Annotated in this window: 28 protein-coding genes; 20 read left to right on the top strand and 8 right to left on the bottom strand. The window is 36.7% G+C overall.

From position 1 onward, the window contains the following. Positions 1 to 32: 32 nt before the first annotated feature. Together E4O07_RS12925 and E4O07_RS12930 are read left to right on the top strand one after the other, a co-directional pair. On the top strand, positions 33 to 347 hold the full coding sequence (locus E4O07_RS12925; protein WP_253686471.1) for a MerR family transcriptional regulator: 315 nt from the start codon (positions 33 to 35) through the stop codon (positions 345 to 347). Then, positions 344 to 1768 carry a small ribosomal subunit Rsm22 family protein gene (locus tag E4O07_RS12930; protein ID WP_253686473.1) on the top strand — a complete coding sequence of 475 codons (1425 nt, stop codon included), beginning with the start codon at positions 344 to 346 and terminating at the stop codon, positions 1766 to 1768. The genes E4O07_RS12925 and E4O07_RS12930 overlap by 4 nt, the downstream gene beginning before the upstream one ends. Here the strand turns inward: E4O07_RS12930 and E4O07_RS12935 are convergent, their stop codons facing one another. Together E4O07_RS12935 and E4O07_RS12940 are read right to left on the bottom strand one after the other, a co-directional pair. Next, positions 1769 to 3907 (bottom strand): methyl-accepting chemotaxis protein, encoded by a 2139-nt coding sequence (locus E4O07_RS12935; RefSeq protein WP_253686475.1) that lies wholly within the window; start codon positions 3905 to 3907, stop codon positions 1769 to 1771. Positions 3908 to 3935: 28 nt separating this feature from the next. Beyond that, entirely contained in the window at positions 3936 to 6218 is a 2283-nt protein-coding gene (locus E4O07_RS12940; protein WP_253686477.1) for a peptidase U32 family protein, read from the bottom strand. 155 nt (positions 6219 to 6373) lie between these two features. Between E4O07_RS12940 and E4O07_RS12945 the strand changes: the two genes are divergently transcribed. Further along, positions 6374 to 7036, top strand: a complete 663-nt coding sequence (locus E4O07_RS12945) for a hypothetical protein (RefSeq protein ID WP_253686479.1) — start codon at positions 6374 to 6376, stop codon at positions 7034 to 7036. Between the two features lie 37 nt (positions 7037 to 7073). After that, positions 7074 to 7553, top strand: a complete 480-nt coding sequence (locus tag E4O07_RS12950) for a hypothetical protein (protein ID WP_253686481.1) — start codon at positions 7074 to 7076, stop codon at positions 7551 to 7553. A gap of 19 nt (positions 7554 to 7572) precedes the next feature. Here E4O07_RS12950 and E4O07_RS12955 read toward each other — a convergent pair whose 3' ends face one another. The 3 genes from E4O07_RS12955 to E4O07_RS12965 all read right to left on the bottom strand — a co-directional run bounded on the left by E4O07_RS12955 (position 7573) and on the right by E4O07_RS12965 (position 10817). After that, positions 7573 to 8400, bottom strand: coding sequence for a sigma-70 family RNA polymerase sigma factor (locus E4O07_RS12955; RefSeq protein ID WP_253686483.1), 828 nt, complete (start codon positions 8398 to 8400; stop codon positions 7573 to 7575). A gap of 145 nt (positions 8401 to 8545) precedes the next feature. Beyond that, entirely contained in the window at positions 8546 to 9562 is a 1017-nt protein-coding gene (locus E4O07_RS12960) for a KamA family radical SAM protein (RefSeq protein WP_253686485.1), read from the bottom strand. A gap of 19 nt (positions 9563 to 9581) precedes the next feature. Beyond that, positions 9582 to 10817 carry a M20 family metallo-hydrolase gene (locus tag E4O07_RS12965; RefSeq protein WP_253686487.1) on the bottom strand — a complete coding sequence of 412 codons (1236 nt, stop codon included), beginning with the start codon at positions 10815 to 10817 and terminating at the stop codon, positions 9582 to 9584. Positions 10818 to 10975: 158 nt separating this feature from the next. On the opposite strand from E4O07_RS12965, the gene E4O07_RS12970 reads away from it, so the two are divergent. From E4O07_RS12970 to E4O07_RS12985, 4 genes are read left to right on the top strand one after another with little or no spacing between them, the layout of a single operon-like run. Further along, positions 10976 to 12223 carry a Crp/Fnr family transcriptional regulator gene (locus E4O07_RS12970; protein ID WP_253686489.1) on the top strand — a complete coding sequence of 416 codons (1248 nt, stop codon included), beginning with the start codon at positions 10976 to 10978 and terminating at the stop codon, positions 12221 to 12223. A 14-nt stretch (positions 12224 to 12237) separates the two neighbouring features. Beyond that, on the top strand, positions 12238 to 12837 hold the full coding sequence (locus tag E4O07_RS12975; RefSeq protein WP_253686491.1) for a hypothetical protein: 600 nt from the start codon (positions 12238 to 12240) through the stop codon (positions 12835 to 12837). Continuing rightward, positions 12827 to 13342, top strand: a complete 516-nt coding sequence (locus tag E4O07_RS12980) for a DUF192 domain-containing protein (protein WP_253686493.1) — start codon at positions 12827 to 12829, stop codon at positions 13340 to 13342. The genes E4O07_RS12975 and E4O07_RS12980 overlap by 11 nt, the downstream gene beginning before the upstream one ends. A gap of 13 nt (positions 13343 to 13355) precedes the next feature. Beyond that, positions 13356 to 14672 carry an ATP-dependent 6-phosphofructokinase gene (locus E4O07_RS12985; protein ID WP_253686495.1) on the top strand — a complete coding sequence of 439 codons (1317 nt, stop codon included), beginning with the start codon at positions 13356 to 13358 and terminating at the stop codon, positions 14670 to 14672. Between the two features lie 36 nt (positions 14673 to 14708). Here E4O07_RS12985 and E4O07_RS12990 read toward each other — a convergent pair whose 3' ends face one another. Continuing rightward, positions 14709 to 16196, bottom strand: a complete 1488-nt coding sequence (locus E4O07_RS12990) for a DUF5312 family protein (RefSeq protein WP_371921985.1) — start codon at positions 16194 to 16196, stop codon at positions 14709 to 14711. Positions 16197 to 16374: 178 nt separating this feature from the next. Further along, on the bottom strand, positions 16375 to 16866 hold the full coding sequence (locus tag E4O07_RS12995) for a PTS sugar transporter subunit IIA (protein WP_253677851.1): 492 nt from the start codon (positions 16864 to 16866) through the stop codon (positions 16375 to 16377). Positions 16867 to 17043: 177 nt separating this feature from the next. On the opposite strand from E4O07_RS12995, the gene E4O07_RS13000 reads away from it, so the two are divergent. The 12 genes from E4O07_RS13000 to E4O07_RS13055 all read left to right on the top strand — a co-directional run bounded on the left by E4O07_RS13000 (position 17044) and on the right by E4O07_RS13055 (position 24254). After that, entirely contained in the window at positions 17044 to 17550 is a 507-nt protein-coding gene (locus E4O07_RS13000) for a YfbM family protein (RefSeq protein WP_253677852.1), read from the top strand. 69 nt (positions 17551 to 17619) lie between these two features. After that, positions 17620 to 18300 carry a hypothetical protein gene (locus E4O07_RS13005; protein ID WP_253686500.1) on the top strand — a complete coding sequence of 227 codons (681 nt, stop codon included), beginning with the start codon at positions 17620 to 17622 and terminating at the stop codon, positions 18298 to 18300. Between the two features lie 148 nt (positions 18301 to 18448). Beyond that, complete coding sequence (locus E4O07_RS13010) at positions 18449 to 19741, top strand: ATP-binding protein (protein WP_253686502.1); 1293 nt, start codon at positions 18449 to 18451, stop codon at positions 19739 to 19741. 117 nt (positions 19742 to 19858) lie between these two features. Next, positions 19859 to 20302, top strand: coding sequence for a hypothetical protein (locus tag E4O07_RS13015; protein WP_253686504.1), 444 nt, complete (start codon positions 19859 to 19861; stop codon positions 20300 to 20302). After that, positions 20278 to 20742 carry a winged helix-turn-helix domain-containing protein gene (locus E4O07_RS13020; protein WP_253686506.1) on the top strand — a complete coding sequence of 155 codons (465 nt, stop codon included), beginning with the start codon at positions 20278 to 20280 and terminating at the stop codon, positions 20740 to 20742. The genes E4O07_RS13015 and E4O07_RS13020 overlap by 25 nt, the downstream gene beginning before the upstream one ends. A gap of 101 nt (positions 20743 to 20843) precedes the next feature. Then, the gene (locus tag E4O07_RS13025) at positions 20844 to 21227 is read left to right on the top strand and encodes a VOC family protein (protein WP_253686508.1); all 384 of its coding nucleotides are present in this window, start codon (positions 20844 to 20846) and stop codon (positions 21225 to 21227) included. A gap of 261 nt (positions 21228 to 21488) precedes the next feature. Further along, positions 21489 to 21731, top strand: coding sequence for a single-stranded DNA-binding protein (locus tag E4O07_RS13030; RefSeq protein ID WP_371921932.1), 243 nt, complete (start codon positions 21489 to 21491; stop codon positions 21729 to 21731). Positions 21732 to 21867: 136 nt separating this feature from the next. Next, positions 21868 to 22098: a helix-turn-helix domain-containing protein gene (locus E4O07_RS13035; protein ID WP_253677892.1), complete on the top strand. Its 231-nt coding sequence runs from the start codon at positions 21868 to 21870 to the stop codon at positions 22096 to 22098. Between the two features lie 251 nt (positions 22099 to 22349). Next, the gene (locus E4O07_RS13040; RefSeq protein WP_253686509.1) at positions 22350 to 22745 is read left to right on the top strand and encodes a DUF3021 family protein; all 396 of its coding nucleotides are present in this window, start codon (positions 22350 to 22352) and stop codon (positions 22743 to 22745) included. 75 nt (positions 22746 to 22820) lie between these two features. Beyond that, a complete protein-coding gene (locus E4O07_RS13045; RefSeq protein ID WP_253686511.1) occupies positions 22821 to 22985 on the top strand; it encodes an ASCH domain-containing protein in 165 nt (54 codons plus the stop codon). A 254-nt stretch (positions 22986 to 23239) separates the two neighbouring features. Then, positions 23240 to 23797 (top strand): DUF4143 domain-containing protein, encoded by a 558-nt coding sequence (locus E4O07_RS13050; RefSeq protein ID WP_253686513.1) that lies wholly within the window; start codon positions 23240 to 23242, stop codon positions 23795 to 23797. 232 nt (positions 23798 to 24029) lie between these two features. Beyond that, positions 24030 to 24254: a hypothetical protein gene (locus tag E4O07_RS13055; RefSeq protein WP_253677896.1), complete on the top strand. Its 225-nt coding sequence runs from the start codon at positions 24030 to 24032 to the stop codon at positions 24252 to 24254. Positions 24255 to 24302: 48 nt separating this feature from the next. Here E4O07_RS13055 and miaA read toward each other — a convergent pair whose 3' ends face one another. Beyond that, positions 24303 to 25295 (bottom strand): tRNA (adenosine(37)-N6)-dimethylallyltransferase MiaA, encoded by a 993-nt coding sequence (gene miaA / locus E4O07_RS13060; protein WP_253686515.1) that lies wholly within the window; start codon positions 25293 to 25295, stop codon positions 24303 to 24305. Positions 25296 to 25312 lie beyond the last annotated feature (17 nt).

Consider the following 25312-nt stretch of genomic DNA (forward strand, 5'->3'; position numbering starts at 1 on the left):
AAGCACCGCAAATTAAATTTAAGGTTTTGGTAATGAAAGGTTTTTCGATAGGTGAGGTTGAAAAAATTACGGGAGTAAAGTCTCATACTCTGCGATATTGGGAAGAGAATGTTCCTATCTTGCAGCCTAAAAAAGACTTAGGCGGAAGAAGATTGTACAGCTCTTATGATTTGGGTATCATCTATCGGCTGGATTATTTAATAAATAAAAAAAAGTACACGGTTGAAGGAGCTGCTGCCGAGATAATAAATCAAAGTGCAGCTCAAGGGTCGGTTACGGCGAAAATATCCGAGCTTAGGGATCAGCTTTTAAGTATCTACGAAATTATACGGGAAGAAAAAAAATGACGGAACAAAATAAACCATTTTACGAAAAATTTGTAAAGAAGAATGAATTAAAATTTCATCATCAAAAGAAAAAAGAAATTGATGAAGATCCGAATAAAGAAAAAAGAATCGAAAAGAAAAATACTCGGGATGATTTTCCTATAAAAATTGTAAAGACAAAAAATACTGGGAAAAATATTTTTAAGGAAAATGATGAGAACACAAATCGTCTTTTAAATTCCTTTGACCTTATCATAAAAGATGCTCTTAAACTTTCTTCAAAGCAAATTTCTTCGATCCCTAAGGATATCCGTATTCTCTTCCATGAACTTACAAACGAAAGGAGCTCCAGAAAAGTAAATTACCTAAACAATCCCGTAAAATTAACGGCCTATATTTATCACTACATGTGGTGGAACTTGGTACGCATTTCAAAATTGATAGGCAATCTTGATTTTGACCTAAAAGACGGAGATGTAATTGCCGACTTCGGCTGCGGGCCTATGACCCTCATGTGTGCTTTTTGGATTGCCAAGCCCGAATTGCGCTCAAAAAAACTTCATTGGTATTGTGCCGATATTTCGGGGAAGGCATTGGCGGCAGGAGAGGCCTTGTTTAACTCTCTTGTTGAGTTTACAAATCAAAGTAAACACGAAACAGAGCAAGTTTCAAACTGGAAGCTCACAAAACTTAACGGCAGCTTCGGCCTTCCGCTAAAAGAGAAGATAAAGCTTTTTGTAAGTGCAAATATGTTTAACGAAATATTTTGGGATTCGTCAATTAAGGTTGAAGGCGAAGCTGAAAGAGCTGCAAAAGCAATCCTGTACTATCTTGAAAAAGACGGAGCCGCCTTGGTAATTGAGCCCGGCATACCCCTTGCCGGCGAATTCGTTTCAGCCTTACGCAAAAACTTTCTCGAGAAAAAATGCGGGATTCTTTCTCCCTGTCCGCACGCGGGAATCTGTCCTATTCCCGGGAAAAAAGTATCTGAAAAAAACGATATAAAATATCCTATAGCCTCGGATAAATGGTGTCATTTTTCTTTTTATGCGGATGATGCTCCTCCAAAACTTGTTGAGCTTTCTGAAGCTGCAAGACTTGAAAAGACTAGGGCAAGCCTTTCTTTTATATATTGCAGAGGCGAAGAAAAAAAAGAAAAGCCGATTGAGTATAAAAATGAAAAAAAAGAAAAGCAGTCTGACCTTGAAAATGAAAAAAAAGACTTCCTTGCACGCATAAGCTCCGAAATAATAAAGCTTGGCGATGGAAAGATCGGCCGTTATGCCTGTTCCGAAAAAGGTTTTTTACTCTTAACCGAAAAAAAAAGCTCTCGGTCAAAGCTTAAAGAATATGTAGACGGCTCTCTTATAAAAATTGAAAACGAAAAAATAAACCGGTTCTTCCATGACAGAAAAACCGGTGCTTTGATTATTCAGGTTTAATTATACCTTAAATTTATTAACCTCAATAGACAGCTGGTCGATACTGGCCTTATTTTTTTTCGATATATCGTGGACTTCCTTACTTGATTCATTTATTGCAGAAGCTGCCGATGCCATCTCGTTCATGCTATTGGTTATATTTTTGGTAAGGGCGTCTAGTTTTTGCATTTCTTCCGAAACCTTGATGCCTCCCGAAAGCATTTCTACCGATCTGGTCTTTACTTCACCCGTAATCGTATTTATGTTTTTTATTGCATCGAGGACTTCATTGCTTCCGTTTTCCTGTTCTTTCATTGCAAATACCATAAGCTCTTCTTGCTGTGAAATTTGGTTTACCAGTTCATAAACCTTAATAAAAGATTTTTCAGCTTCTTCACCGACAACCGTGAGTTTTTCGATAATCTGGGTAGATTTTTTCATAACCTCACCTATCTGCTTACCCTGCATATTAGACTGCTCTGAAAGTTTTCTTATTTCATCGGCTACAACGGCAAAGCCCTTTCCGCTTTCTCCTGCATGAGCTGCTTCAATTGCGGCATTCATGGCTAAAAGGTTTGTCTGACTTGCAATGTTTTGAATAATCTCACTCGTTTCAAGCAAGGAGGCTGATAAAGATGCTATTTGTCCAACTACGTCATTTGCTAATCTTGCGCCTTCTTTACCGCTCTTTGTTTGTTCATATACTGTTTTAATAAGAGTATTGTTTTTTTCAAGATTGCTTGTAACTGAAGCTATGTTAGCAACCATTTGTTCAACTGCGGCAGAGGATTGTTCGATACTTGCTGCCTGTACTTCAATGTCGCTGTCTAGTTCTCCGAGTCTGCTTATAACCTGCTCGATCGTTGCAGATGTTTCTGTTACACTGCTGCTTTGATTAACGGCTTGAGTTTTTACAGACTCTATATTTTGAGTAATTTCGTGTATTGCACTTGCTCTTTCCGATATATTTTGTGCAAGTACTTCACCAACATCTTTCATTTCTTGCGAGTGCATTAGAACGCTCTTTATCATGTGACTTATTTTTTCAATTGTATCGGAAAAATAGCCTGTCAATTTTCCTATTTCATCATTTCCCCGTGAAGGAAGTTTAACTCGCAGATCTCCTTCAGATATATTTTTAAGCGATTTGATAATCATATTAACCGGACGAATTATAAACAGTTTTGTAAAAATTATAATTGTCACAACAAATAGAATAAATATAAATAGTAAAACAACAGTTGTCTTTACAAAGAAATTTGTTTGATTCCTTTGAATTGCTTCAATAGAATATAAAAATTTTGAATATCCTATGATATCTCCCGAAAAGTCATAGATGGGATAATAAGCGGCTGCATTAGTTCCATCAATTTTTATCATTATTTCTTTGTTTCCGATTTGTTTCATAATGGATTCGGAGTCTTCGGAGTTTTCATTTTCAAAGTTAGAACCCATTATTTTATAAATATTTTGTAATGTTTTTGCATATACGCTTATGTTTAAACCTCCTGCCAAAACATCAGGTGTACAGGTTGATATAAAATTTAAAATAAATTCCGTATCTACCGCTCCTCCATATTCTACGGAGCCTATATGCTTATTACTTTGATCAAAAAGAGGTTTGACGACTCTAAAACCTAAATCACTTACTCCTACCTCAAGACCGTATATTTCTTTTTTTTCGGAATTTGCTTTTATAATGGTCTTTCTAAATGATGAAAGATCATCTCCAAACTTTTTTGGATTTTGTACTCTCAAAAACGAAACAGCCGGAGCTGTATGAAAATGGAATTGTTTAGCCCTATATTTTTTCTTCATATCATTGAATATAGGAAGGGCAAGATCCGTAAGAGTTTTTCTATCTCTTTCTGCAAAGGCCTGTATTAATTCCTCATCCTTTGCTACACTATCCAGTAATATTTGTCCCATAAGCTGATATGTATTCAATTCATGATTGAATGCCGAATGCTTTAAGTCACCCATCATTTTGATTTGATTTTCAGAGAATTTTTTTAAACTGCGCCAATCCTTGTAAGCGATGATCAGGTATTGGGCCAAAAGTAAGATAACCGTAAAAAGCAAGAGCTTACTTCCGATGGAGTAAAAGCGGCTTTTAACTGAGCCTGTGACATTTTGAGAAAGAGTTTGTTTTTCCGACATATAGCCTCCATTCGATGAATTCGTACAACTACTTTTGTTTTCGGGCCTCAATCTTTACAGGGTCGTAAAAACCTTCCTTCCAGTTAAATCTTGAAGTGTCTTCCAGTAATGTTCCTTTACGGCAAGAACCGACAATATGCCTATATTCTGTCCGCTCAATTTCCGTATGAGAGAAATCTAGGAGGAATTTATCAAACCCCTTCTTTTCGAGAGCTCCGATACGGTCGGTTATCGAAAAGGGTTTTTCAGGCAATACAAAAGAAGACGACGGTGTTGAAAAAGTCTTGAAAGCCTCTCCCTGTTTATCGGAAAAATATAAAAAATCATAAGCCTTTGGAAGAGTAAACCTCATTCTAAATAGGGCCGGATAAGCAAAAACCGGAACTAAGACCTGCTTTCTCATGCCCGGGGCATAAACATCTTCAAGGTTTTTTTGCGAATTTTCTATTGGAGATACAAACTGCAAAATATTGTTTTCTTGAAGCCATTTTACGGCCCAGCGGTTAAATCCGTAAAGATAGGGACCTGCAACAAGATTCAAGTTTTTGTTTTTCAGCATCGTAATATGGGCAGGATTGTTTATGATAAACTGGTTATACCCTTTTTCGATAAGGTTCAAAAGATAAAGCTCAAGCTCATCGCTTTCAGCCTGCCCCATAAAGGGATCGAGCGAAATAAAAATTTCCCGTTTTGAGAAAGGCAGAGGTTTATCGATTTTTCCCGTACCGGCTAAGGCCTCTTTTGTATCTTCGTTAAGGTTTATAATTACCCGTACAGGCCTATCGGAAAGAATTGTGTGGAGGCTGCTTATGGAAGATACTTGCACATAGAGGCCGTCAGGGAAGATGTCGATATTGGATTTACTCAAAATCTTTTTACTCCGCTTATCTTCTTGTTTATTTTTGCTTCCTGTTTTAGGTTCGTTCTTAGGGGAACCCTTGGCGGCAGTCTTTGCATTCTCGTTAATGCTTCCTGCCTGATTCCCTTCGGGGTAGAGCTTAAGCTCGGGAAGCCTATCGTCTCCCGGCCTTTTTCTAAAAGGACTTAAACTTTTGGGAAGCACCGGAGCATAACGCTTACTCATGCTCTTGGTCTGTAAGAGGTAAACACTGTCCCCGATTCCAAAATCGGCAGGAACCTGAATCCATACTTCTTCTGTCGGCCCGCCTTTTTTTGAAACCGATTTTTCAATTCTTATATCTTGAATTTTCCAGCTTTCCCTTCCGCGGTCGTCCTTTGTATGAAGCCTAATCGAATCTCCGAAATCCGGAGTGTAAGAACCTCCTTTTAAAAGTGCATAGTGTACCTTGCGCATCGGGTCTTCCTTAGTTTTCCCTTCAACTTCTTTAATTTTAAACCGGGCAGTTTTGTCTATCGTGCCTAAAAAAATGCCCGTTCCGCCCGCCTGATTCGGGTTTAAAATTTCTTCGGCCTTTGAAGAAACAAATAAAAAGCTCGTTTTTTTTCGGGCAAAGTCTCCGGCTAAAATTCGGCGGCCCGTTTCGAGGGCTTCCTTTTTATTGTTTTCCCAATTGTCGATTACATGGCGGTAGGCCGAAACTACGGTTCCCACATATTCGGCGCTCTTCATTCTTCCTTCTATTTTAAATGAAGAAACTCCGGCCTTTATAAGATCGGGAACATAGTCGATGAGCTGCAAATCATGGGGAGAAAAATAATAGCCGTCTTTGTCGCCCTGAGGAGTGTGGGCCGTATAAAGTCTTCGGCAGGCTTGGGCGCACATTCCGCGGTTCGCCGATTTTCCTCCGAGGTATGAGGAAAACATACAAAGCCCCGATTGGCATACGCAGAGGGCTCCGTGCACAAAGACTTCAAGCTCACAGGAGGTGTTTAAGTTTACTTCTTCGATTTCCTTTAATGAAAGCTCCCGGGCTAAAACAACCCGTGATATTCCGAAGCGGCTCAAAGCATTCGCAGCCTTGGCAGAAGCTATATTCATCTGGGTTGAGGCGTGAAGCTTTAATTTTGGAAAATGTGTTTTAGCCATTTGAACGACACCCAAATCTTGAACAATGATGCCGTCAGGCCCAATCGAGTCAAGGTATTTTAAAAAGCGGTACATCTTTTCGGTTTCTTCTTCGGTTAAAACCGTATTTACCGTAACATAGACCTTTTTATTCCTTTTATGGAGACTGTCTACGGTTGCCTCAAATTGGCTCCATGCAAAATTGGAGGAGCGCATACGCGCATTAAAAGTTTTTAAGCCTAAATATACGGCATCGGCTCCTTCGTTTGTGGCGGCATCAAGGGCTTCAGTATTCCCTGCCGGAGCTAAAAGTTCTATGTTCATGTTTATACCTCTAGCCCCATTGTACCACATTTTACAAAAAAAATCAGGTGGCAAAAAAAGATGCATTTAAACCGAATGTTGACAAATCTATATAGGTTTGCTAAACTAAGATATAATTCATTTTTGCCATAAAAAACTAACCGGAGATACTCTGAATGGAAAAATTTGATTTAATCAATTTAGTAAAAACTGGCCAAGTATCCATTGAGCTATATTTTGCTATATGTTTAGGATTATGTTTATTATTTATATCTTATCTACTGAATAATAGACATAACATATTTTATCATAATTTTTTTTATTTGGCCATTATATTTGTAATGTCTTTTAGTTTTTTTATTGCAAGTCTTTTAAATATAAAAATATTTTTAAATGTGGAAATGAATATATTTATCCGCATATTCATTATGGTTATCTCTCTATTATTAATGTTTATAAGCATAAAAAGTGTATTTGAAAAATACTATATTAGAGACAACAGCTTAATTATCATTCGAAACTTTAAAAAAAGAGAAATAAATATTCAAAATATATACAGAATAATTTATGATTATAAAGGAGACTCTGACGGATTTTTTAAGATATGTTTAACTAATAATGAAAATATTGTTATAAGTCACAGTATTAAAAATTTAGATAAGCTAATGGAAATTATAAAGAGAAAAAATCCTCAAATACTATATGATATAAAAGATAAGAATATTCTTAGTAACATACTTAGAATATGTTTTGATACTATCTTTAATTTTTTTTGTTTTGTTGTATTTGTTTATTTTTTATTATATGTTATTGTAATTCTTAAAAATTTATTTGCATAAAGTATGCTTACACAAAATTTGAGTAAGTGAGGAGACTATGGTGAAAAACTACATTAAAAAGAAATGGCCTGTTTTTTTTGTGGGATTACCTATGAGTTTGGTATTATACCCATGGTTGATTATTCATTTTTCAACATCATTAAATGAATTCAATCTTGAGAATAAATTAATTTTAAAAGCAAATCAGGAAATAAATGCAATTTTAATTGATAGGGGTTCAGTAGGAGGTTCTTATTCTACTTATCGTTTTAAAGCAGAAACAGGAAAAAAATATCGTGCGCCTTTATCTCCTCCTTTAATAAGAGGTAAACTACCAAAACTTGGAGATCAAGTCCGAATATTAATACATCCGGAATTGGATTCGTGTTTAATAAAAACTATCAAGGATGATCAAATTTTTTCATATAAGGCTGTATTAATTGCGTATCTTGTAATTACTTGGCTATGTTTTATTCTTGTTGAATTAATGATTGTTGTAATTTTCCTTGATATGTTCGGTAAAATCAAAAACAACTAAAACTGCCGGCCGGCAAAACCTACACCGAGACCATTGCCTTAATCTTATTTCTGTCGGCTCTTAATTTTCTTAAAGCCCGCAGCTGGGTTTGGCGGATGGATTCTGCCGAAATGGAATATTTTTTTCCTAAGACTGCAAAGGGGATTGCTGTCATGATGCCGTCAAGGCCGTATCTGTTTTTTAAAACATCTTTTTCGCGGTCATTAAGTATTTCCAAACATTTATTTAATCTTTCTTTGAATTCTTTATCGACAACCTCTTCTTCAGGATTATAGGTATTGCATGGAATAAAATCATAAAGAGAGGAAGATGTTTCTTTATCAATAGGATCGTCTAGGCTGCATATTTCGGTATAATTAAAAGATTTTATTTGAGCTATAATATCTATTTTTTCGTTCATTATTTCTGCAAGCTGCTTATATGAAGGCGAAATTCCATACTTTATCTTATAATTTTCTTCTTCTTGGCGGACCTGTCTGATTAAAAGCTCTTTTCTTACAGGAAGTTTTATAGCCTTGTCTGCCGAATTTAAATATCGTAAAAAAGATTGTTTTATCCACCATGCGGCGTAGCTGGAAAAGCGTACCTTAAACGATTTTGAAAATTTCGAGGCAGCCTTCATCAATCCAATATTGCCTTCTTGTATTAGCTCCATAACTTGGGTTTCATTTGAGCTGAACTTTTTTGCCATCTTTATTACAAGCCTCAAGTTTGATGTGACAAGTGTCTCCAATGCTTCTTTGTTGCCTTTTTTTACTTTATCGGCTAATTCTGCTTCTTGTTCGGCTGATAAAAGAGGATATTTTTTGCTATCCTTAATGTATTGTAAAAGCAGATCTTCCGTCATAATTTATTACCTCATAAAGTTCTAAGCAAAAAATGTGCTAAGATTTGCTTTTTTTCTCGCGGAAATAATGGAGTTATTTAAATTTATGGATATTTTTAATTAGGAGTATTGATTTTTAATAAAAGATTGTATATTTTTGTATACATTAATATGTATACTTATGTATAACACCATCTATGCCGACAGCCTTAAAGCCTGTACCTGCTTTTTGCTCTATGATTTTTTTAGAATAAAGAAGTGCCGAAAGGGGAAATTTTCCTCCGCCTTCCGGAAGGTCTACAGCAAACTGAGGCCGCGACAAGCCTGAAAGCTTTGCTTCTGCTTTTTCCCAAAGCTCTAGGGCCTCACCTAAGGGAACTCGAAAATGGGAAGTCCCGGCTGCGGGATCTAGCTGAAAAAGATAGCCGGGTTTTATGCCCATGCAGGCAAGGCCGTGAAAAAGGTTGACTAAGGTTTTTTCGTTATCATTTACGCCTTTTAAAAGAACGGTTTGGCTTTGAATGGGTATACCGGCTTCAATGCAAGTCTTTAAAGCTCTTTTTTGCTCCTTTCCAAGCTCTGCAGGATGGTTTATATGGGGAATAAGCCATAGGGGGCTCACCTGTTTTAAAAGCCGTAAAAGTTTTCCCGTAAAAAGTTCGGGGGCAAATATCGGAGCCCTCGTACACAGCCTTATCAAAAGGTCATTTTTTATGGAGCGTAATTCTCTTAATACCCTTTCAAGCTTTTCAAAGCCTCCGCTTAAGGGATCGCCGCCTGAAACAAGGACCTCTGTAACCTGCGGATTTTTTTTGATATAGCCCGTAACTTCCTTTAATTCTTCAGCCCCAATGTAGTTTTGAGAGCGGGCTGTGAGTCCCCGTCTAAAGCAATAACGGCAATATGAAAGGCATGTACCCGTCGTTATAAGAAGCACCCTGTTTTCGTACTGGTGAACAAGATAAGGGCTTATGCAATATTTTTGCTCGCCGAGCGGGTCTGAGGTTTCGTAAGGACAGGCTGTTTTTTCATGGACGGAAGGCTCAACTTGAAGGCGCAAGGCCCTTGCATCTTGAGGCTCGGCTTCTTCTATCAATTTTTGAAAAGCGGAGGAAATTAAGACGGGCTGTTCAAAATCTGCTGTTTCGGCAGCCGAAAATTCCCTCCAGTTTTTTTCTCTCATATTTTAAGTGCTTTAGGTTTTAAATATTTTCGACGCCGAACATCAAGGCTGCCATAACCTTTGCATCGTTTACTATATTGTCTATAAATGCATACTCGTTGGGCTGATGGCAGCTGTCATCAAGGGAGCTCCAAACAACGGCATTAAAGCCCTTGGCCCTAAGGCAGGCTGCTACAGTTCCGCCTCCTATTCCTATTATAGAAGTTTCAATTCCTTTTACCTTTTTTACGGCAGATGAAAGAACTTTTACAATCTTTGAGTCCTTAGGCGTTGCAGGAGAGGCTTCCGGTTCATCATATTCAAGCCTGATAGTAACACCGTATTTTTTTTCAACCTCTGAAGCTCTTTTTTGCATTTCTTTTAAGACCTCATTTACATCATACGATGGAAGAATGCGGCAGTCCACATAAAAAACGTCATCTCCCGGAATTGTGTTTACATTCGGTACATTGGCTTCTTTTTTAGTCGGCTGAAAGGTCGAATAATTAGGTGAAAATAAATCGTCTTTTTTGTTAAAGTGATTTTCAAGATCGTTTAAGCGAAGGGCAAGGTCGCAGGCTGCAACAAAGGCATTCTTACCCGTGTTCGGCATTGAGGCATGGGTTTGAACTCCCTTTGTGATAACCTTAAGCCAAAGGCTTGTTTTTTCGGCAATTTCTATTGTTTCTCCCTTAGGATCTCCTCCGTCCGGTACAAGAATCAAATCGTCTTTTGTAAAAAGATTGTGGTTGTTAAGAAGGTAGATAATACCGTATTGCGAGCCGACTTCTTCATCGGCAACAAATAAAAGCTTAATCGTGTGCTCCGGGGTGATTCCCAATTTAATAAAACTCAAGGCTGCAAAAACCGAAGAAACAAGGCCCTGCTGGTTGTCTTCAACTCCGCGCCCGATGAGCTTTCCGTCTTTTTCGATTACTGTCCAAGGGTCGCTTTCCCACTTAGACAGGTCTCCGGGAGGAACAACATCCAGATGGCTCATAATCCAGAGCCTTTCCCTATCGTTTTTTCCGGGAATGGTAACAATCAAATTGGGGCGTATCTTTGAAGAAACCCTCTCATCGGGGGCATCAAATCTTTCAAAATTGCTAAACCCTGCCTCTTTTAAGTATTTTTCCAGGGCTTCACATTTTTTTAATTCTCCGTCCCCATCGGATTCCGGAGCCATTGCAGGAATCGAAGTTAAAAGCTTTTCCAATCCTATAATATCTTCTTTTTTGGATTCAATAAAATCGGTAATTTTTTTAAAGGTACTCATTTGCGTATTTTATCAAAAAAAGTTCAAAAATACAATCGGCAGAAGATAATTAATAAAGTATTTTAGGTAAGTAGGTTGACAATTCGACTTTTTCAAAATATACTATAAATGTGCAATGTTTCTATTTTTCAATGCACAAAGGTATGAGAGGTTAAAACTTGTTACAGCTGTCATTTTTGAATTTTAGAAAAGGCTCATATATTCTCATAGAAGGAAAGTCGGATACCGATCATTTTTATATTATACAAAGCGGAAAAGTGCAGATTGCAAAGGAAGATGAAGTTGTTGTTGAAGAAGGCGGAAACGTTTTGGGGCCGGGCGACTTCTTAGGTGTTGTTTCCTGCATGTCGGGACATAATCAAATTGAAACAGCTATCGCTTTGACTGATGCACTTTTGATTTCAGTTCCATACGGTCAGTTCCCCCATCTAATCGAAAAGAATACTTCTGTTGCTATGAAGATAATTTATTCTTTTTCAAAAAAAATGCGTTATTTGGATGAGGCCTTGACCCGCATTACTCTAAAGCGGAATGTTGTAACCAGTATTTCCCATCTTTTTACTATAGGTGAATATTATTTGAGGATGTCTAAATTTGATTTGGCTCTTTATGCATACTATCACTATTTGAAGGCTCAGCCCAAGGGTGAATTTGCAGATGCAGCCCAAAAAAGGGTTATGGCAATTAAGGCGATGGGGGTTAAGATACCCATGGAAGTCCTTGAACCTCCTACAAACCAAATGATAAGGCTCTACGATAAAGAACATATGGTTTTTTGTGAATGTCAATCCGGGGCGGAATTGTATATTATTCAAAAAGGACATGTAAAAATCACAAAGATTTTGGATAACAATGAAGTTCTGCTGGCCGTTTTAAAAGAAGGCGATATGTTCGGTGAGATGGCCCTTTTGGAAAATAAACCCCGATCTGCAAGTGCTATTGTTACAGAAGAAGGATGTCAGCTTTTAGCGGTAAACCGCCAAAACTTTAACCAAATGGTTTCAACTCAGCCTCAGTTGATTGCCCGTCTTACAACTACTTTCGCCGATAGGATCTGGGCAATGTATAAACAGCTTGCAAACACTCTTATAAAAGACCATGTCGAAAAAATGTACGATATGCTTGCAATTCAATTGGAAAAATTGAGAATTAAACCTGTAAAGGGCAAATACCACACCTTTAATTTCGGTCCCGTTGAATTGGCAAATATGTGCGGCATACCTAAAGAAGAGGTATCTGAAGCTGTTACAAGATTTTTAAAACAGCCCATAGTAAGATGTGACGGCTCAAAAATTTCCATAACGGACGAACTTGAACTTTCAAAGCAGGCTGCTTATTTTAAAAAGATGCAGGAAATTGAAAAATCGCGTATAAATGCCCGTGCAAAAAGCGGCGGATATTGGTAGAACGGAAACACATTATGAAAAAGTTATTTTTTTATATAGTTTTTATTCTTATTAGTACTGTTTTTACTGAAGAAGCAAGTTTAGAACAAAAAACTCCCGAAAATAAAAATGAGACGGCTCAAAAACTTGAAGATACGGATTCAACTTTTGCCGAGCTTCCTGCCGGCTATAGAGAAATAAGTCTCGGCATGAATATGGATGCCGCTAAAAAAGCCCTTTTAAAAGACTCTATATTCGGATACAGGGGTGAAAGGGATATTTCTCTTTTACCGGGAAAAAACCGAAGCCTTATTGAAACAAAGGGTTCAAGTAATATTAAAAGAGCTTGGTTTCAATTCTATGAGGAAAATCTTTACATTATTATTATCCAAATGGATACGGATAAGATAGATTATTATTCAATGTATTCCGCTTTGACCTCCAAATACGGAGAGCCTTTAAGCATAGACCCCAAGAGGGCTGTCTGGAAAAATGAAACCGTATCAATGATTTTAGAGCGCCCCTTGGCAATAAAATACATTGATTTGAAAGTCTTTAATGAACTTTTAGAAAAAAGTCAAACCGATAAGGCCTACAGTGATATTTTACGAGAGGAATTTATAAATGATTTTTAAAAAGGCCATAATAGCGGTTTTGATGCTTTGTTTTTTTTCTTCATGCGACGGACAAGATAAGATGGAGACTCAAGATATCTTTATAGAAAAAATTTTAAGTGAGGAAACTAACGAAGAAACAAAAGCGGAAGATTCAGTTAAAACGAATATCGAAAAAATAAACGTAGAGCTTGCAATTACACCTGCCCAGCAGCAAAGGGGCTTTATGGAGCGGAAGGTAATTCCTGAAGGTACAGGAATGATTTTTTTATACAAAGAAGATGCAAAGCTCAGATTTTGGATGAAGAATACTCCTCACCCTCTTTCAATCGCTTTTATCGACAGCTCAGGGCTGATTAAAGAAATATATGATATGATGCCTTATAGCTTGGAAACGGTTGAAAGTACCTATTCTGTACGCTATGCCCTTGAGGTTCCTCAGGGTATGTTTAAAAGAATGAATATAAAAGAGGGAGATAAATTGACACAAGAAACAATTTATCTTTTAAAGAGAAAGATTAAATAAAAAGGAGTTTATCATGAAAAAAACGGACTTTTCCATTCCTTCATTGGGAGAATGTAAAATACAGTCTCCTATTATGCTGTCTGAAACCCACGGAGATCTGATTGCAAATTATGTAACCGATAACGAATTTATAAGATATAATTTAGAGGCCTCAATGGGTGAAGTCGGTGAGCCTCTTACTCATGCCGATCTTATCGAAAAGGCCGGGCCCCGCCAAAAGATATATTTTAGTCCTAACTATGTACATGCAGCAATTGCTACCTGCGGAGGTCTATGCCCCGGTATAAATGATGTTATAAGGGCTATAGTCCGCTGTCTTTGGACAAGATACGGAGTCCGCCGAATCAGCGGAATAAAATTCGGCTACAAGGGTTTTATTTCGGAATATGGCTTTTCCCCTATTCAATTAACTCCTGAAGTTGTAAACGGAATCCACAAAACGGGAGGCTCTTTTTTGGGTACGTCCCGAGGCGGAGGAACCAGAGTAACCGAAATAGTAGACGGAATCGAACAGATGAATATCAATATGGTCTTTTTTATCGGGGGTGACGGTACACAAAAAGGAGCTCTTGAAGTTTCAAAAGAGATTGAAAGACGTCACTTAAAGATTTCCGTAATAGGTATTCCCAAAACGATAGATAATGATCTTTCCTTTATACAAAAGTCCTTCGGCTTCGATACGGCTATTGCAAAGGCTACGGAGTCTGTGGCAGCAGCCAACATGGAAGCGAGTTCCCAGATTAACGGTATAGGCTTGGTAAAGCTCATGGGAAGAGAGTCCGGGTTTATAGCAACACATACGGCCATCGCCTGCCACGAGGCTCACTTTGTTCTTATCCCCGAAGTCCGCTTTGAATTAGGCGGAGAGAACGGCTTTTTAAAACTTTTGGAAAAAAAGCTTGTCGAAAACGGCTATGCCCTCATTGTTGCAGCCGAAGGAGCCGGCCAGCACTTAATGAATATTGAAGAAGGAACTGATGCTTCAGGAAATAAAAAGCTTGCTGATATAGGTTTGTTTTTGAAGAAAGAAATAACCGATTACTTTGATAAGATCGGAATGCACATAAACCTAAAATACATTGATCCCAGCTATCAGATTCGGTCTTCAATCGCGGCCCCCATCGACTCTGTTTATTGTGAACGATTGGGAAACAATGCGGTTCATGCTGCTATGTCAGGAAAAACCCGTACACTTATCGGGCTTGTCAACAATAAATTCGTGCACTTACCGATTGAGCAAATAGTCTCAGAAAGAAAGCATGTTAACCCTGAAAGCTCTTTGTGGCGGGATGCTTTGGATGCTACAGGTCAGCCCACAACAATGATATAAACTAAGATAGGATGTAGATTTTTGTGAAGCGGCTTTTTATTCTTTTTTGATAAAAAGCTGCATTAGCATGGTAAAGTCGTAGATTTTTTTGTAGGCCTCGACAAGCCACTCCCTTACAGGCCTTTCAGAATGTTGTTCAATTTCTTTCCAGTTTTGGATTAATTCCCGTCGAGGCTTGTCATAATCGGCTATTATTATTTTAAAGTTATTGCCTATTACTATTATGTGTTTTAGTGAAATATTTATAAGCTTAAGGGCTGTTTCGTTTACATCATTTAAAAGCTTTGCGGCCTGCCTTCCGGCTTCCTTTTCTCTTTCCATTCTGGAAAGAAGGGTCCGGAATTTTACCCCTACATCGGAAACTTCAGAAAGTTTGTCATCGAACTCTATTGTTTTGGAAGTTATTTGAATTATTGCATGGAAACTATTGGAAAAGTCCGATGTAGTGCCTGCAAAGCTGCCCCAATTACCCCTTACTAAAAATAAGTCGCACAGAGCCCTGACGTCCGTTTTTACATATTCTATTAAAAAGGATTTTAGATAGCTCAGTTCTTCGGTATAGCTATATCCCGACAAGCCTCTTTTTGTAAAAGCCTTGTTGGCGTCCGCAGTGTAGTTCTTCATCCCGGAAATTATTTGATCTCCGAATATTTTACTTATCAAAACCGCTACCTTTGAAGATCTTTGTTCCTCGATGAGCTTGTTTATCACATTTTGGGTAGATGTTTTAATTTGAGAAACATAGGTATCGGTTACTTTTTCGGTAAATGGAGAGGTTTCAACCGTGTAAATTATATCTTCTGTAATATGTTGAATAATATATTCGAGAGCTCGTGAGCGGCGGAGGTCATTTAGGGCTCCTAAAAGCTTTTTCCATTGGCCTGCATGAACCGGCTGAATATTTTTATAGGTTTTTATTATATCGAAGATAAGATTCCAATCGGTATCTATACTCAGCTGATAAAAAACCGAGGCAAAATCTTTTAAGTCTTCGGTAATATATTCTCCCCTTATTGCCTGAAAGTTGGGAGTGTAGTTGAAATTATTTTCGACAAAGTTAGAATCGAATTTTCGAAGTAAAAAATAGTAGTCAAAAAGCACAAAGTGAATAAAGGCATCAAGATGTTGATAGCTTAGGTCGATTTTTTGCGTTTGATTGGAATCAAGCTCCCCTACAAAGGTTTTTAATTCCTTTTTTACCTTTTCGGCAAGGATCTCGGCATTAACGGTTTTTGATTGTTCGATAATTGACTCTTCGGATAGAGTTTCAAGTAACTTTTTTTGCTTATCTGAGAGAGCATTTTCGACTGCAACATTTTTTAGTACCTTTGAAGATGCGGCACCGGCTAATAGGGGCCTGGCCGGGCCTACTACCTTATATATACTATAAAAAAACTGAGCTGCTTGAGGTAATACCTCTTGAGAACTCGATTTATACCATTTGCTGTATCTGGTTTTTCCTATATTTTTTGCAATATCCTTCAACTTCCGCCTTTTTAAGGCCTCCGGACTGTCTGAGGACATAAACAAACCTAATATTTTTTGGAAAAAACTTTCTTTTTTACTGGGCATGGTAATAATATGAGTTAAATCAGCTGATTTGTCAACCGGTTCAGATATTCACAGCGTAAAACGAGTTGAGCAAAAAATAACGGCCTGTGCCAGGGCAGGCATAGGCCATTATCTAAGGCTTTTTAACCTGTTACTCTTCGTCGCTTTCCATTAAAAGCTTGATTACAGCTTGTTCACTTGCCGCCCTTAAAAGCTCTTCCCTTTTTTCTGCACTTTTAAATAACAAACTTATCTGTGCAAGGAATTGCAAGTGAGGACCTGTCTTATCAAGGGGTGACAGAGTCATAATAAATATTCGGGCCGGTTCTTGATCAAGAGAATCAAAGTCTACCGGATTATCTGCGATGCCTATACATGCAACGAGATCGCTTACTGAATCAGTCTTTCCATGAGGTATGGCGATACCATGCTTCATACCTGTGGACATCTTGCGTTCCCTGTCCATAACACAAGCCTTGGTAGCAACCTTGTCCTTTACTTTTCCGGCTTTTACAAGCGTATCAAGTAACTCATCAATAATAGCTTCTTTTGTAGTCCCTTTTAAGTGCAGATTAATGGTTTCAGGAGTAATGACATCCTTTAAATCTACAGAATCGGGTTTCAATGCATCTTTAAATTCCATGCATACATTCTAAGCCTCTTTTGATTAAAAGTCAAGTTTTTTTTAGTTTTTTTTCAAATTTCTTTTAATATTGCAAAATAAAAGCCTTTTTTGTTCAATTGCTGACAAAATACGGAAAAAATGATAGAATGGACTAAATGAAAAATTGAAAAATTAGAAGTTTAGGAGGAAATAAAAATGGGAATAAGAGCAAATTATCAATTTTTAAGTGACGAAAACTTAAAAGAACTCAAATCTTTTAATGCAGAAGAAGATGAAATCTTTGAGACTGCAGAAGATTGGAATGAAAATGCAGAGATATTACTCGATATAGATAAGATGTGGGATGCACTTCATTTTCTGCTTACCGGAGTGGATAGCGGCAAGCCGATAGAAAATGACCCTCTTAGTGAAGCGGTCGTTGGTGTATCTTCTCTTGATGATGTAGAAGAGTTTATAGCTTATACAGAAAAAACCAGAATTGCTGATATTGTTTCAGCTCTCGATAATTTTGATATAGAAAAAGCTTTAGAAAAATTCAGTATGAAAGAATGCAAAAAAGCGGATTTATATCCGAACATCTGGGGCTATGAAGAAGAGGCTGATGAAATAAAAGAGGAATTAATCGACTGCTTTCAAAATATGAAAAAGTTTTATAAGCAAGTGCTCGAAGTTAACGGCAATGTATTAGTTACTATTTATTAACCGGATTTGAAATTTTAGAGAATATTGGAAAAGATATTAACTAAATTATAATTTGCGGAGGCTAAAGAGGTGCAGAAAAATAATAGAAAAATAGCGTTGATTGCTATCTTGTTATTTACTATCATTCCTGTTTTTATTGTCGGAATCGCTTTTACAGTGTTGGCAGTAAAAACAAATAGAATCCAAGATGACTATGCTGTTGCTATAAATAATGAAAAGTATCAGACTCCGGTTTTAGTTGAGGGCCTAGAGGTTATAAATCAGGATGTTTCTTGCGGATATGCTGTAATTGAAATGTTTTCTGCATGGAACGGCGGAAAACTTACGGAAGAAGATCTTTATAAAAAATATGGAAAAGTCGTGACTTCCACAGGGAAAGCTTTTTGTGATGAGTTTAACCGGCAGTTCCCCGAATTTCAGACAACAATGTACAAATATCTTACTAATAGCGAGTTGATTTACAAAGTATATGACTGTTTAGCAGATGGTGTTTCTGTCCCATTTGAATGGGCAGCAAAGCACAATGAAGAATGGACATTACATTATTCGCTGGTAGTTGGAATGGATATAAGAAATGACAGCGTTATAATTGTCAATCCATACGGATATATTGAAACAGTTTCCTTAAATGAATTTGTAAATAGGACAAGTTTTAATTCATTTGAAAACATGCCTTTGTTTTATAAATTTGGATTTGCATTCGGTATTTTTGAAAAGAACACAGTTTTTATTCCAACAAGGGTACAATAAATCCCGTTTGCCGAAGTAAAACAATTAAATAAGATTGCTATGTAACAAGTACTAAAATACTTGAAACGGCTCATTAAAAATGATAAAATATATACGAATAAAAACTGTGGTATGCCACGTAAAATATTTTATATGGACTGGTGATAGTATGATTATAAAAAGAAAACAATATCTGGATCAACTTATTAAGAAAAAGGATAATGGAAGAATTAAGATAATTACAGGGATACGGCGATGCGGCAAATCATATTTGTTGTTTGAGCTATACAAAAATTATTTATTGAAAAACGGCATATCTAAAAAACAAATTATTGAAATGGCACTTGATGATATTGAAAACATTCAGTATAGAGATCCATTTAAGCTCAATGACTATATCAAGAGTAAAATCGATAATAATAAACAGTATTATATTTTTATTGACGAGATACAATTTTCAAAATCGGTAAAAAATCCGCATATCGATGACGAAGAAGAAAAAATTACTTTTGTTGATACATTACTTTCTCTGATGAAACGGAAAAATCTTGATATATATGTTACCGGCAGTAATTCAAAAATGCTTTCTAAAGATATTCTAACACAATTTAGAGATAGGGGAGATGAAATTCATATGTATCCTTTATCCTTTGCTGAAATGAGCAGCTGTTATGAAAATAAAGATAAAGCGTGGGAAGATTATGTACTCTGTGGCGGGATGCCGTTTATACTTGAACTTGAAACATTTGAAGAAAAAAGCAACTATTTAAAAAACCTATTTGAAGAAACCTATATTAAAGATATTATCGAACGAAATCAGATAAAAAATAGCGAAGAAATCGTAGAAGTTTTACTTGATTTTGTATCTTCAGCAGTAGGCTCCCTTACAAATCCCCTTAAATTATCAAATAGATTTGCTTCTGAAAAGAAGATGAATATATCTAATAATACCATTTCAAAATATTTATCTTATTTTGAAGAAGCATATATTTTGTATGCTGCTAAGCGATATGATATTAAGGGAGCAAAATACTTTTCTACGCCGCTTAAATACTATTTTGCTGATATTGGATTGAGAAATGCCAGACTCAATTTTAGGCAAGTTGAGAAAACACACATTATGGAAAATATCATTTATAATGATTTATTACGGCGAGGATTTAATGTAGATGTGGGAGTAGTGGAATATTTTCCAAATGTAAATGGAAAAACAACAAGAGTACAGTTAGAAGTTGATTTTGTTATCAACCGAGGAAATCTTAGATGTTATATTCAATCAGCCTTTGCTATCAATAGTGAGGAGAAAAAAGAACAAGAAAGAAACTCTCTAAAAAGAATTGATGACTCCTTTAAAAAAATAATCATTGTTAAAGATAATATAGTGCCGAGATACGATGAATATGGAATTTACTACATCGGAATTAGGGACTTTTTATTGATGGAAGATTTTCTTAAAGCATAGTTGGAAACACAGTTTCGGATACCGATGATATTAACTTGATTAACTGACAGAATATTGAAAAAGTGATATAATGGATTGGACGAAAAATTGACAAAGTAGAAGTTGACAAGGAGCAGCATGAAAACAAAAACGCTATATAGACAAAGCGTCTTCCCATGTGAAATTGATAGAGTGTATTCACTTTTGAAAAATCTTTCTACTTTGCAATGTATCGCAATACCTTATGCAACATTTGAACCGCAAACCAAAAGTGATGATATAGAGTGGTATCCTGGGCAGACAATAACATTCAGATTCAAAATATTTGGCATAATTCCTTATGGGATTCATACTATTAATGTTATTGAGTTTTCTAAAGAGGGGATATATACAAACGAAAGCAATACACACGTTCCTATGTGGAATCATCGAATTCAATTGATAGACAACAAGGATGGCACTACTACATATAGTGATGAAGTTGAGATTGGTGCAGGATGGAAGACGATTTTTGTATGGATGTGGGCAAAATGCTTCTATGCGCATAGACAGAAAAAATGGATTCGGCTGTTGGAAAGATAACTCCCGGTTTTAATTTTAGTAATGAAACATTTGCAGAAAATTCTTGGTATTTTAGAAATGCTTTAGTTAGAGCAAATTATAATGATTTGCAGAACGGTATCCATGCAACAACTGAGTTCTTGGAATTGTTTTTTGAAAATCTTTTGATGGATGCCGAACATGAGCTGAAAAACAGATATATGCATATTGAATATGACGGCAAAAGCGCTGATCAAAGTGCAAATGTAAATATTTCAAAGTGCAAAAATTGCACTTTAGAAGAATTAGCTATTATGAAAGAGCTGATAAGAAATCCGAGTATTACACAAAAAGAATTGGCTCGTATTATTGGAAAATCAGAAAGAACCATTAAGACAAGAACCATAGAAATGCAAGAAAAGGGCTTAATTGCTCGAGAAAATGGGAAACGAAACGGTAGGTGGAAAGTATTCATAGAATAGTTACAAGAACAAATATTCAACTTGATTAACTGACAGAATATGGGAAAAGTGATATAATGGGGTGGATGAGAAATTGACAAAATAGAAGTTGTTGAGGTGATATGATGCATCATATTGAGATTTATGTAAGTAATTTAGACAAAAGCAAGGAATTCTATTCTTGGATACTTAGCATTTTAGGCTTTAAGTTGTTTCAGGAATGGGAAGACGGATTTTCTTATAAAAAGGATGGATTTTATATTGTCTTTGTGCAGGCAAAAGAAAAGTATCTAATTAGGGGATACAATAGATGCAGTATCGGATTAAATCATCTTGCTTTTCGGTGTCATAGCAAGGATGAAATCGATCAAATTAGGAAGTTGCTTATTCAGAGAAATATAGTTTTGCTATATGATAATAAATATCCAAATGCCGGTGGGAATGAACATTATGCAGTTTATTTTGAGGATCCGGATAGAATTAAAATAGAAATTTGTTTGGACTAACTTAAAAAAATTCAATACTTATAATCATAGATAAATCCCAGTTTGTCGAAGTAAAACAATTAAATAAAATTATAGAGAGGAAGTAAAAGCAAATAGCCGATACTTCCTTTTTTGATGCTTAAAAACAAGGAGGATACAATGAGAATAAGGAACCGATCTCCCACTATATCGGTGGAAATAATCAGAATAAGCAAGTAGTTAGGGCGATAGAGAGGAATCCTATCGTCTATTTTTTTACTCAAAATAAGAAAGGATAAGGAAATGGACAAAGAAAAAATGATTAACATCAATGCCAGTCTTGTGGAAGAACCGGTGTTTAGCTCATTTGAAAAAGATGGCGAAGAGGTAAAGGTGGCAAACTTCACTTTGGTGAAGAAGTACGGAGGCGGTAAGGAATACACCAAATGCTCGGTGTATGGCGAAAAAAGTGAGATGGCAAGGAACTTTAAGAAAGGCGATTTTATCCATGTGTTCGGCTACTTCAAGGAAAGAGCCAAGGCGTAAAGCATTTAATGGCAGAATAAAGACGGAATAACAAGTGAAACAAGGTTTGCAAAACTTAAATTCGAGAACATTAGATTGAGTTTATTCAATTTATATGGTATAATTGATAAAGTTTATGCAGATAGTAGAATGAACGATGGCACTTAATTATAAACCGTTATGGATACAACTAATAAAAAAGGATCTGATGAAAGTCGATGTCATAAGAATGGCGGGACTCACCACTAATGTTATGGCACAGATGGGAAAGAATAAGCCGATTACATTCAAAAACCTTGAGAGAATATGCAAGGCACTTGAATGCACTACGAATGATGTGATTAGTTTTGATGATAATTATGGAAAGGAAGAAGATGAGAGAAATTAAGTTAAAAGATGAAAGTGCAATGAATGTATTTTATGATGAAATTAATATTATAGTTGCTTATTTAAGTAACTATATTGTGATGATATAAATTAGAAGCTGTCTGATGCATATTTAGTGTTTAGAGAAACGCAGAATGGTTGTGTGAAATATGACGGATACTGAAGAGCAGTAGTTTTAAATAACATGAATCGGCAAGATATAAGAAAAGAGATTATCTTAAAAATAACTATCTATTTAGAAGGGAGAAACATATGCAACTGAAAAGAAAAGTGATTAGGAGTGGTCTGCTGAGAGGCGGCATCTTATTGATTATTATGGGTATCGGCACATATTTTACTTATAAAAGCGGAGATCTTAAGCAATTTCGGATGATGGTTGCAATTACGATTATATCGGCTTCAGTATCAGGGTTTTCGGCATTATATGACTATGATGTTTGGAGCGTTAAGAAAAAAATCACTCTTCATACTATAGCTATGCTTTGTACCGTTTATCCGGCTTTATTATACAGCGGATGGTTTGATACAAGTAAGATTTCAGGCTACTTTATTGCCTTGGCCTCTTTTGCGGGTGTTGGAATTGTACTTGCTTCTATCGGTTATTTGGTAAGTAAATATATATTGAAAAATGTCCCGGAAGAAAAATGATTTTGTAATAGAGGCTGAAAAGAGTTTAAACCCATTGATTCAGGAAGGGGAACTGACCTCGGAATGGTGGATATAATGCCTTATAAATTAATTACAACGGAACATGCATGGCATGAAGGAGAGGAAGATAGGATCTATCGGTATTGGAGAGATGTTCATGACAGCTTTTTTTCTGAAGAATATAAATCGGTAGGAAAAAATTTCTATGAACAAGCTTCGATGATATGCGAAGTATTTTAGACAAATCCCGGTTTGCCGCACTAAAGCAATTAAATAAAATCACTAAAAAGAAGTAAAAGCAAATAGCCGATACTTCCTTTTTTGATTCCGAAGAAATGTATATATACACATAAAAATGGAATGAATATTGAAATCGGCAGTAATTTGTGATAGAATATCGTTAATAAAAAGTGTGCAAATGAACAAAAATAAAGAGTGAAAGGGATAAAGAGAATCACCTAAAAAATATTTTTACAAATGTATATCTAAAAGATGTGATTGAAAGAAACAAGATTCAAAGTGCGGATGAGCTTGGAGTTTTGGTTGACTTGCTTGCCTCTGTAATCGGTGCTTCAACCAATCCTACGAAAATTGCCAATACCTTTGCAAGTGGGCATCAAATGATTTATACCAATAAGACGATTTCCAACCATATTGAACATTTAGCGGATGCCTTTTTGATTTCCAAGGCGAGCCGGTATGATATTAAGGGACGGAAGTATATTGGAGCAAATATGAAATATTACTTTACGGATTTAGGACTTCGAAACGCTCGTTTTAATTTCAGACAGCAGCAGCCTACTCATATCATGGAGAATATTGTCTATAATGAGTTATTGATTCGCAGCTATAATGCGGATGCCGGAACGGTCTATATGACAAAGAGGGCAAGCGTATCCGCAAGCAGCTGGAGGTTGACTTTGCGGCAAATCAGGGGAACCGGCGATATTATATTCAAGTTGCATTTGACATCAATTCGGAAGCTAAACAAAATCAAGAGTTTTATTCACTGCATAACATTCCCGATTCTTTTAAGAAGATTATCATTATAAGCGGCCGCAAGAAACCGTGGAGAAATGAAGATGGTTTTGTCATTATGGATATGAAAGATTTCCTACTCAATACGGATATTTTGGATATTGCGTAGATGAGAAGTTGTCGTCACTGCCTATACACTTAACAATCTCCTAAAAACATAGTATAATTAGGCGAAAGGAAATATTTGGATAGGCAGCAACCGTAGAAGCCGCTAAAATTTTTTGTAGGTTTTTCCGATAAAAGAGTATGAATTCAACCGGTTTTTTTTATGTGGTAAAAAATGTTGTCCTTTCTCCCATAGTAATTGGTGTTACTATCGTTTGCGGCCTACTTTTAAGCTTTATTTTTTATGTAATGAGCTATAAGAAAAAGCCTAGGCACTTTGTCACAAAAAAGAAAACTCCCAAGCCTGAAAAAGAAAAAACTCCTCCCCCCGAAGAAGAGTCTGAAGCCGAAGAAGATGAAGAGTAAAGAGTCCGTCCATTTGTATCGTTTTAAACTTTTTCCTGCCGTACTAAGTTAAGATATTCGTCTCTTCCCATAAAACCCGCAAATATCCCTATAAAGCCTCAATATCTCAGCCTCATCTTCTATGAAATAGCGGTGAACATTGGGGATTGCCTTAAAAAAAGTTTCCTGCCGCTTGGCGTAGTGCTTGGTATTCCGTTTTATAAGAGCCGAGACTTCTTCCAAGGCCGATTCGGGTTTTAAGCGGTTGTTTTCATCGAAGAATTCCCTGTAGCCTATGGCTTTGAGCCCTGGGCTTTCTCCCGTATAACCCATTTCGTAAAGCTTTTTTACCTCATCATAGAGCCCCTCGGCAAACATTGCATCGACCCTTTTCTCGATTCTTTCGTATAGAAGAGAGCGGGTTCTTTCAATACTTAAGATAAAAAACGCGTATTCTTTTCTTGGGGTTTCTGGGAGGGCAAAAGAACTTAAAGGCCTTCCTGAGGCGGCAAAAACCTCGTGAGCTCTTACTATTCTGTATTCGTCATGGACATGAAGCCTTTGGGCCGAGACAGGATCTATTGTTTTTAGCTCATTCAAAAGGACGGCTGCACCCTCTTCCCTTGCGCGTTTTTGAAAGTGATCCCGGATTTTAGGGTCGGCTGTCGGAGTAACGGGAAGCCCATAGATAAAATTCTTTAAGAAAAAGGCCGTGCCTCCCATCAAGACCGGAAGTTTTCCCCTCGCATATATTTCGGGACAAAGCTTATCGGCCTCCCTTACAAAGTCGGCCGTCGAAAATTCTTCTGAGGGCTCTTTTACGGCGATTAAATGATGAGGGAGGTCTTCCAATTCTTCTTTTGAAGGGGAAGCCGAGCCGATATGCAGGTGCCTATACACCTGAACCGAGTCGGCGCTTATAATTTCGGCACAAGATGAAAGAGCCGAAATTTCGCCTTCTTTTGAGAAATCTTTTGAATGTTTATAAGAAAATATTTCGGAAGCTAAGCTTGTTTTCCCCGAAGCCGTTGCTCCGAAAAAAATCAATACAGGAACACGCAAACTTTTAAAGCTGAAAT

The organism is Treponema sp. OMZ 798 (genome assembly GCF_024181385.1).
Lineage (GTDB): Bacteria > Spirochaetota > Spirochaetia > Treponematales > Treponemataceae > Treponema_B.

What these genes read in the sequence shown, in the direction of transcription:
- E4O07_RS12955 (WP_253686483.1), bottom strand. Translation starts at nt 8,400, where the DNA reads ATGACGGAAGATCTGCTTTTACAATACATTAAGGATAGCAAAAAATAT.
- E4O07_RS12980 (WP_253686493.1), top strand. Translation starts at nt 12,827, where the DNA reads ATGATTTTTAAAAAGGCCATAATAGCGGTTTTGATGCTTTGTTTTTTT.
- E4O07_RS13025 (WP_253686508.1), top strand. Translation starts at nt 20,844, where the DNA reads ATGATGCATCATATTGAGATTTATGTAAGTAATTTAGACAAAAGCAAG.
- E4O07_RS13035 (WP_253677892.1), top strand. Translation starts at nt 21,868, where the DNA reads ATGGCACTTAATTATAAACCGTTATGGATACAACTAATAAAAAAGGAT.
- E4O07_RS12995 (WP_253677851.1), bottom strand. Translation starts at nt 16,866, where the DNA reads ATGGAATTTAAAGATGCATTGAAACCCGATTCTGTAGATTTAAAGGAT.
- E4O07_RS12940 (WP_253686477.1), bottom strand. Translation starts at nt 6,218, where the DNA reads ATGAACATAGAACTTTTAGCTCCGGCAGGGAATACTGAAGCCCTTGAT.
- E4O07_RS13020 (WP_253686506.1), top strand. Translation starts at nt 20,278, where the DNA reads ATGGATTCGGCTGTTGGAAAGATAACTCCCGGTTTTAATTTTAGTAAT.
- E4O07_RS13045 (WP_253686511.1), top strand. Translation starts at nt 22,821, where the DNA reads ATGCCTTATAAATTAATTACAACGGAACATGCATGGCATGAAGGAGAG.
- E4O07_RS13010 (WP_253686502.1), top strand. Translation starts at nt 18,449, where the DNA reads ATGATTATAAAAAGAAAACAATATCTGGATCAACTTATTAAGAAAAAG.
- E4O07_RS13000 (WP_253677852.1), top strand. Translation starts at nt 17,044, where the DNA reads ATGGGAATAAGAGCAAATTATCAATTTTTAAGTGACGAAAACTTAAAA.
- E4O07_RS12950 (WP_253686481.1), top strand. Translation starts at nt 7,074, where the DNA reads ATGGTGAAAAACTACATTAAAAAGAAATGGCCTGTTTTTTTTGTGGGA.
- E4O07_RS12960 (WP_253686485.1), bottom strand. Translation starts at nt 9,562, where the DNA reads ATGAGAGAAAAAAACTGGAGGGAATTTTCGGCTGCCGAAACAGCAGAT.
- E4O07_RS13055 (WP_253677896.1), top strand. Translation starts at nt 24,030, where the DNA reads ATGAATTCAACCGGTTTTTTTTATGTGGTAAAAAATGTTGTCCTTTCT.
- E4O07_RS13015 (WP_253686504.1), top strand. Translation starts at nt 19,859, where the DNA reads ATGAAAACAAAAACGCTATATAGACAAAGCGTCTTCCCATGTGAAATT.
- E4O07_RS12935 (WP_253686475.1), bottom strand. Translation starts at nt 3,907, where the DNA reads ATGTCGGAAAAACAAACTCTTTCTCAAAATGTCACAGGCTCAGTTAAA.
- E4O07_RS13030 (WP_371921932.1), top strand. Translation starts at nt 21,489, where the DNA reads ATGGACAAAGAAAAAATGATTAACATCAATGCCAGTCTTGTGGAAGAA.
- E4O07_RS12925 (WP_253686471.1), top strand. Translation starts at nt 33, where the DNA reads ATGAAAGGTTTTTCGATAGGTGAGGTTGAAAAAATTACGGGAGTAAAG.
- E4O07_RS12990 (WP_371921985.1), bottom strand. Translation starts at nt 16,196, where the DNA reads ATGTCCTCAGACAGTCCGGAGGCCTTAAAAAGGCGGAAGTTGAAGGAT.
- E4O07_RS12945 (WP_253686479.1), top strand. Translation starts at nt 6,374, where the DNA reads ATGGAAAAATTTGATTTAATCAATTTAGTAAAAACTGGCCAAGTATCC.
- E4O07_RS12985 (WP_253686495.1), top strand. Translation starts at nt 13,356, where the DNA reads ATGAAAAAAACGGACTTTTCCATTCCTTCATTGGGAGAATGTAAAATA.
- E4O07_RS12965 (WP_253686487.1), bottom strand. Translation starts at nt 10,817, where the DNA reads ATGAGTACCTTTAAAAAAATTACCGATTTTATTGAATCCAAAAAAGAA.
- E4O07_RS13040 (WP_253686509.1), top strand. Translation starts at nt 22,350, where the DNA reads ATGCAACTGAAAAGAAAAGTGATTAGGAGTGGTCTGCTGAGAGGCGGC.
- E4O07_RS12975 (WP_253686491.1), top strand. Translation starts at nt 12,238, where the DNA reads ATGAAAAAGTTATTTTTTTATATAGTTTTTATTCTTATTAGTACTGTT.
- E4O07_RS12930 (WP_253686473.1), top strand. Translation starts at nt 344, where the DNA reads ATGACGGAACAAAATAAACCATTTTACGAAAAATTTGTAAAGAAGAAT.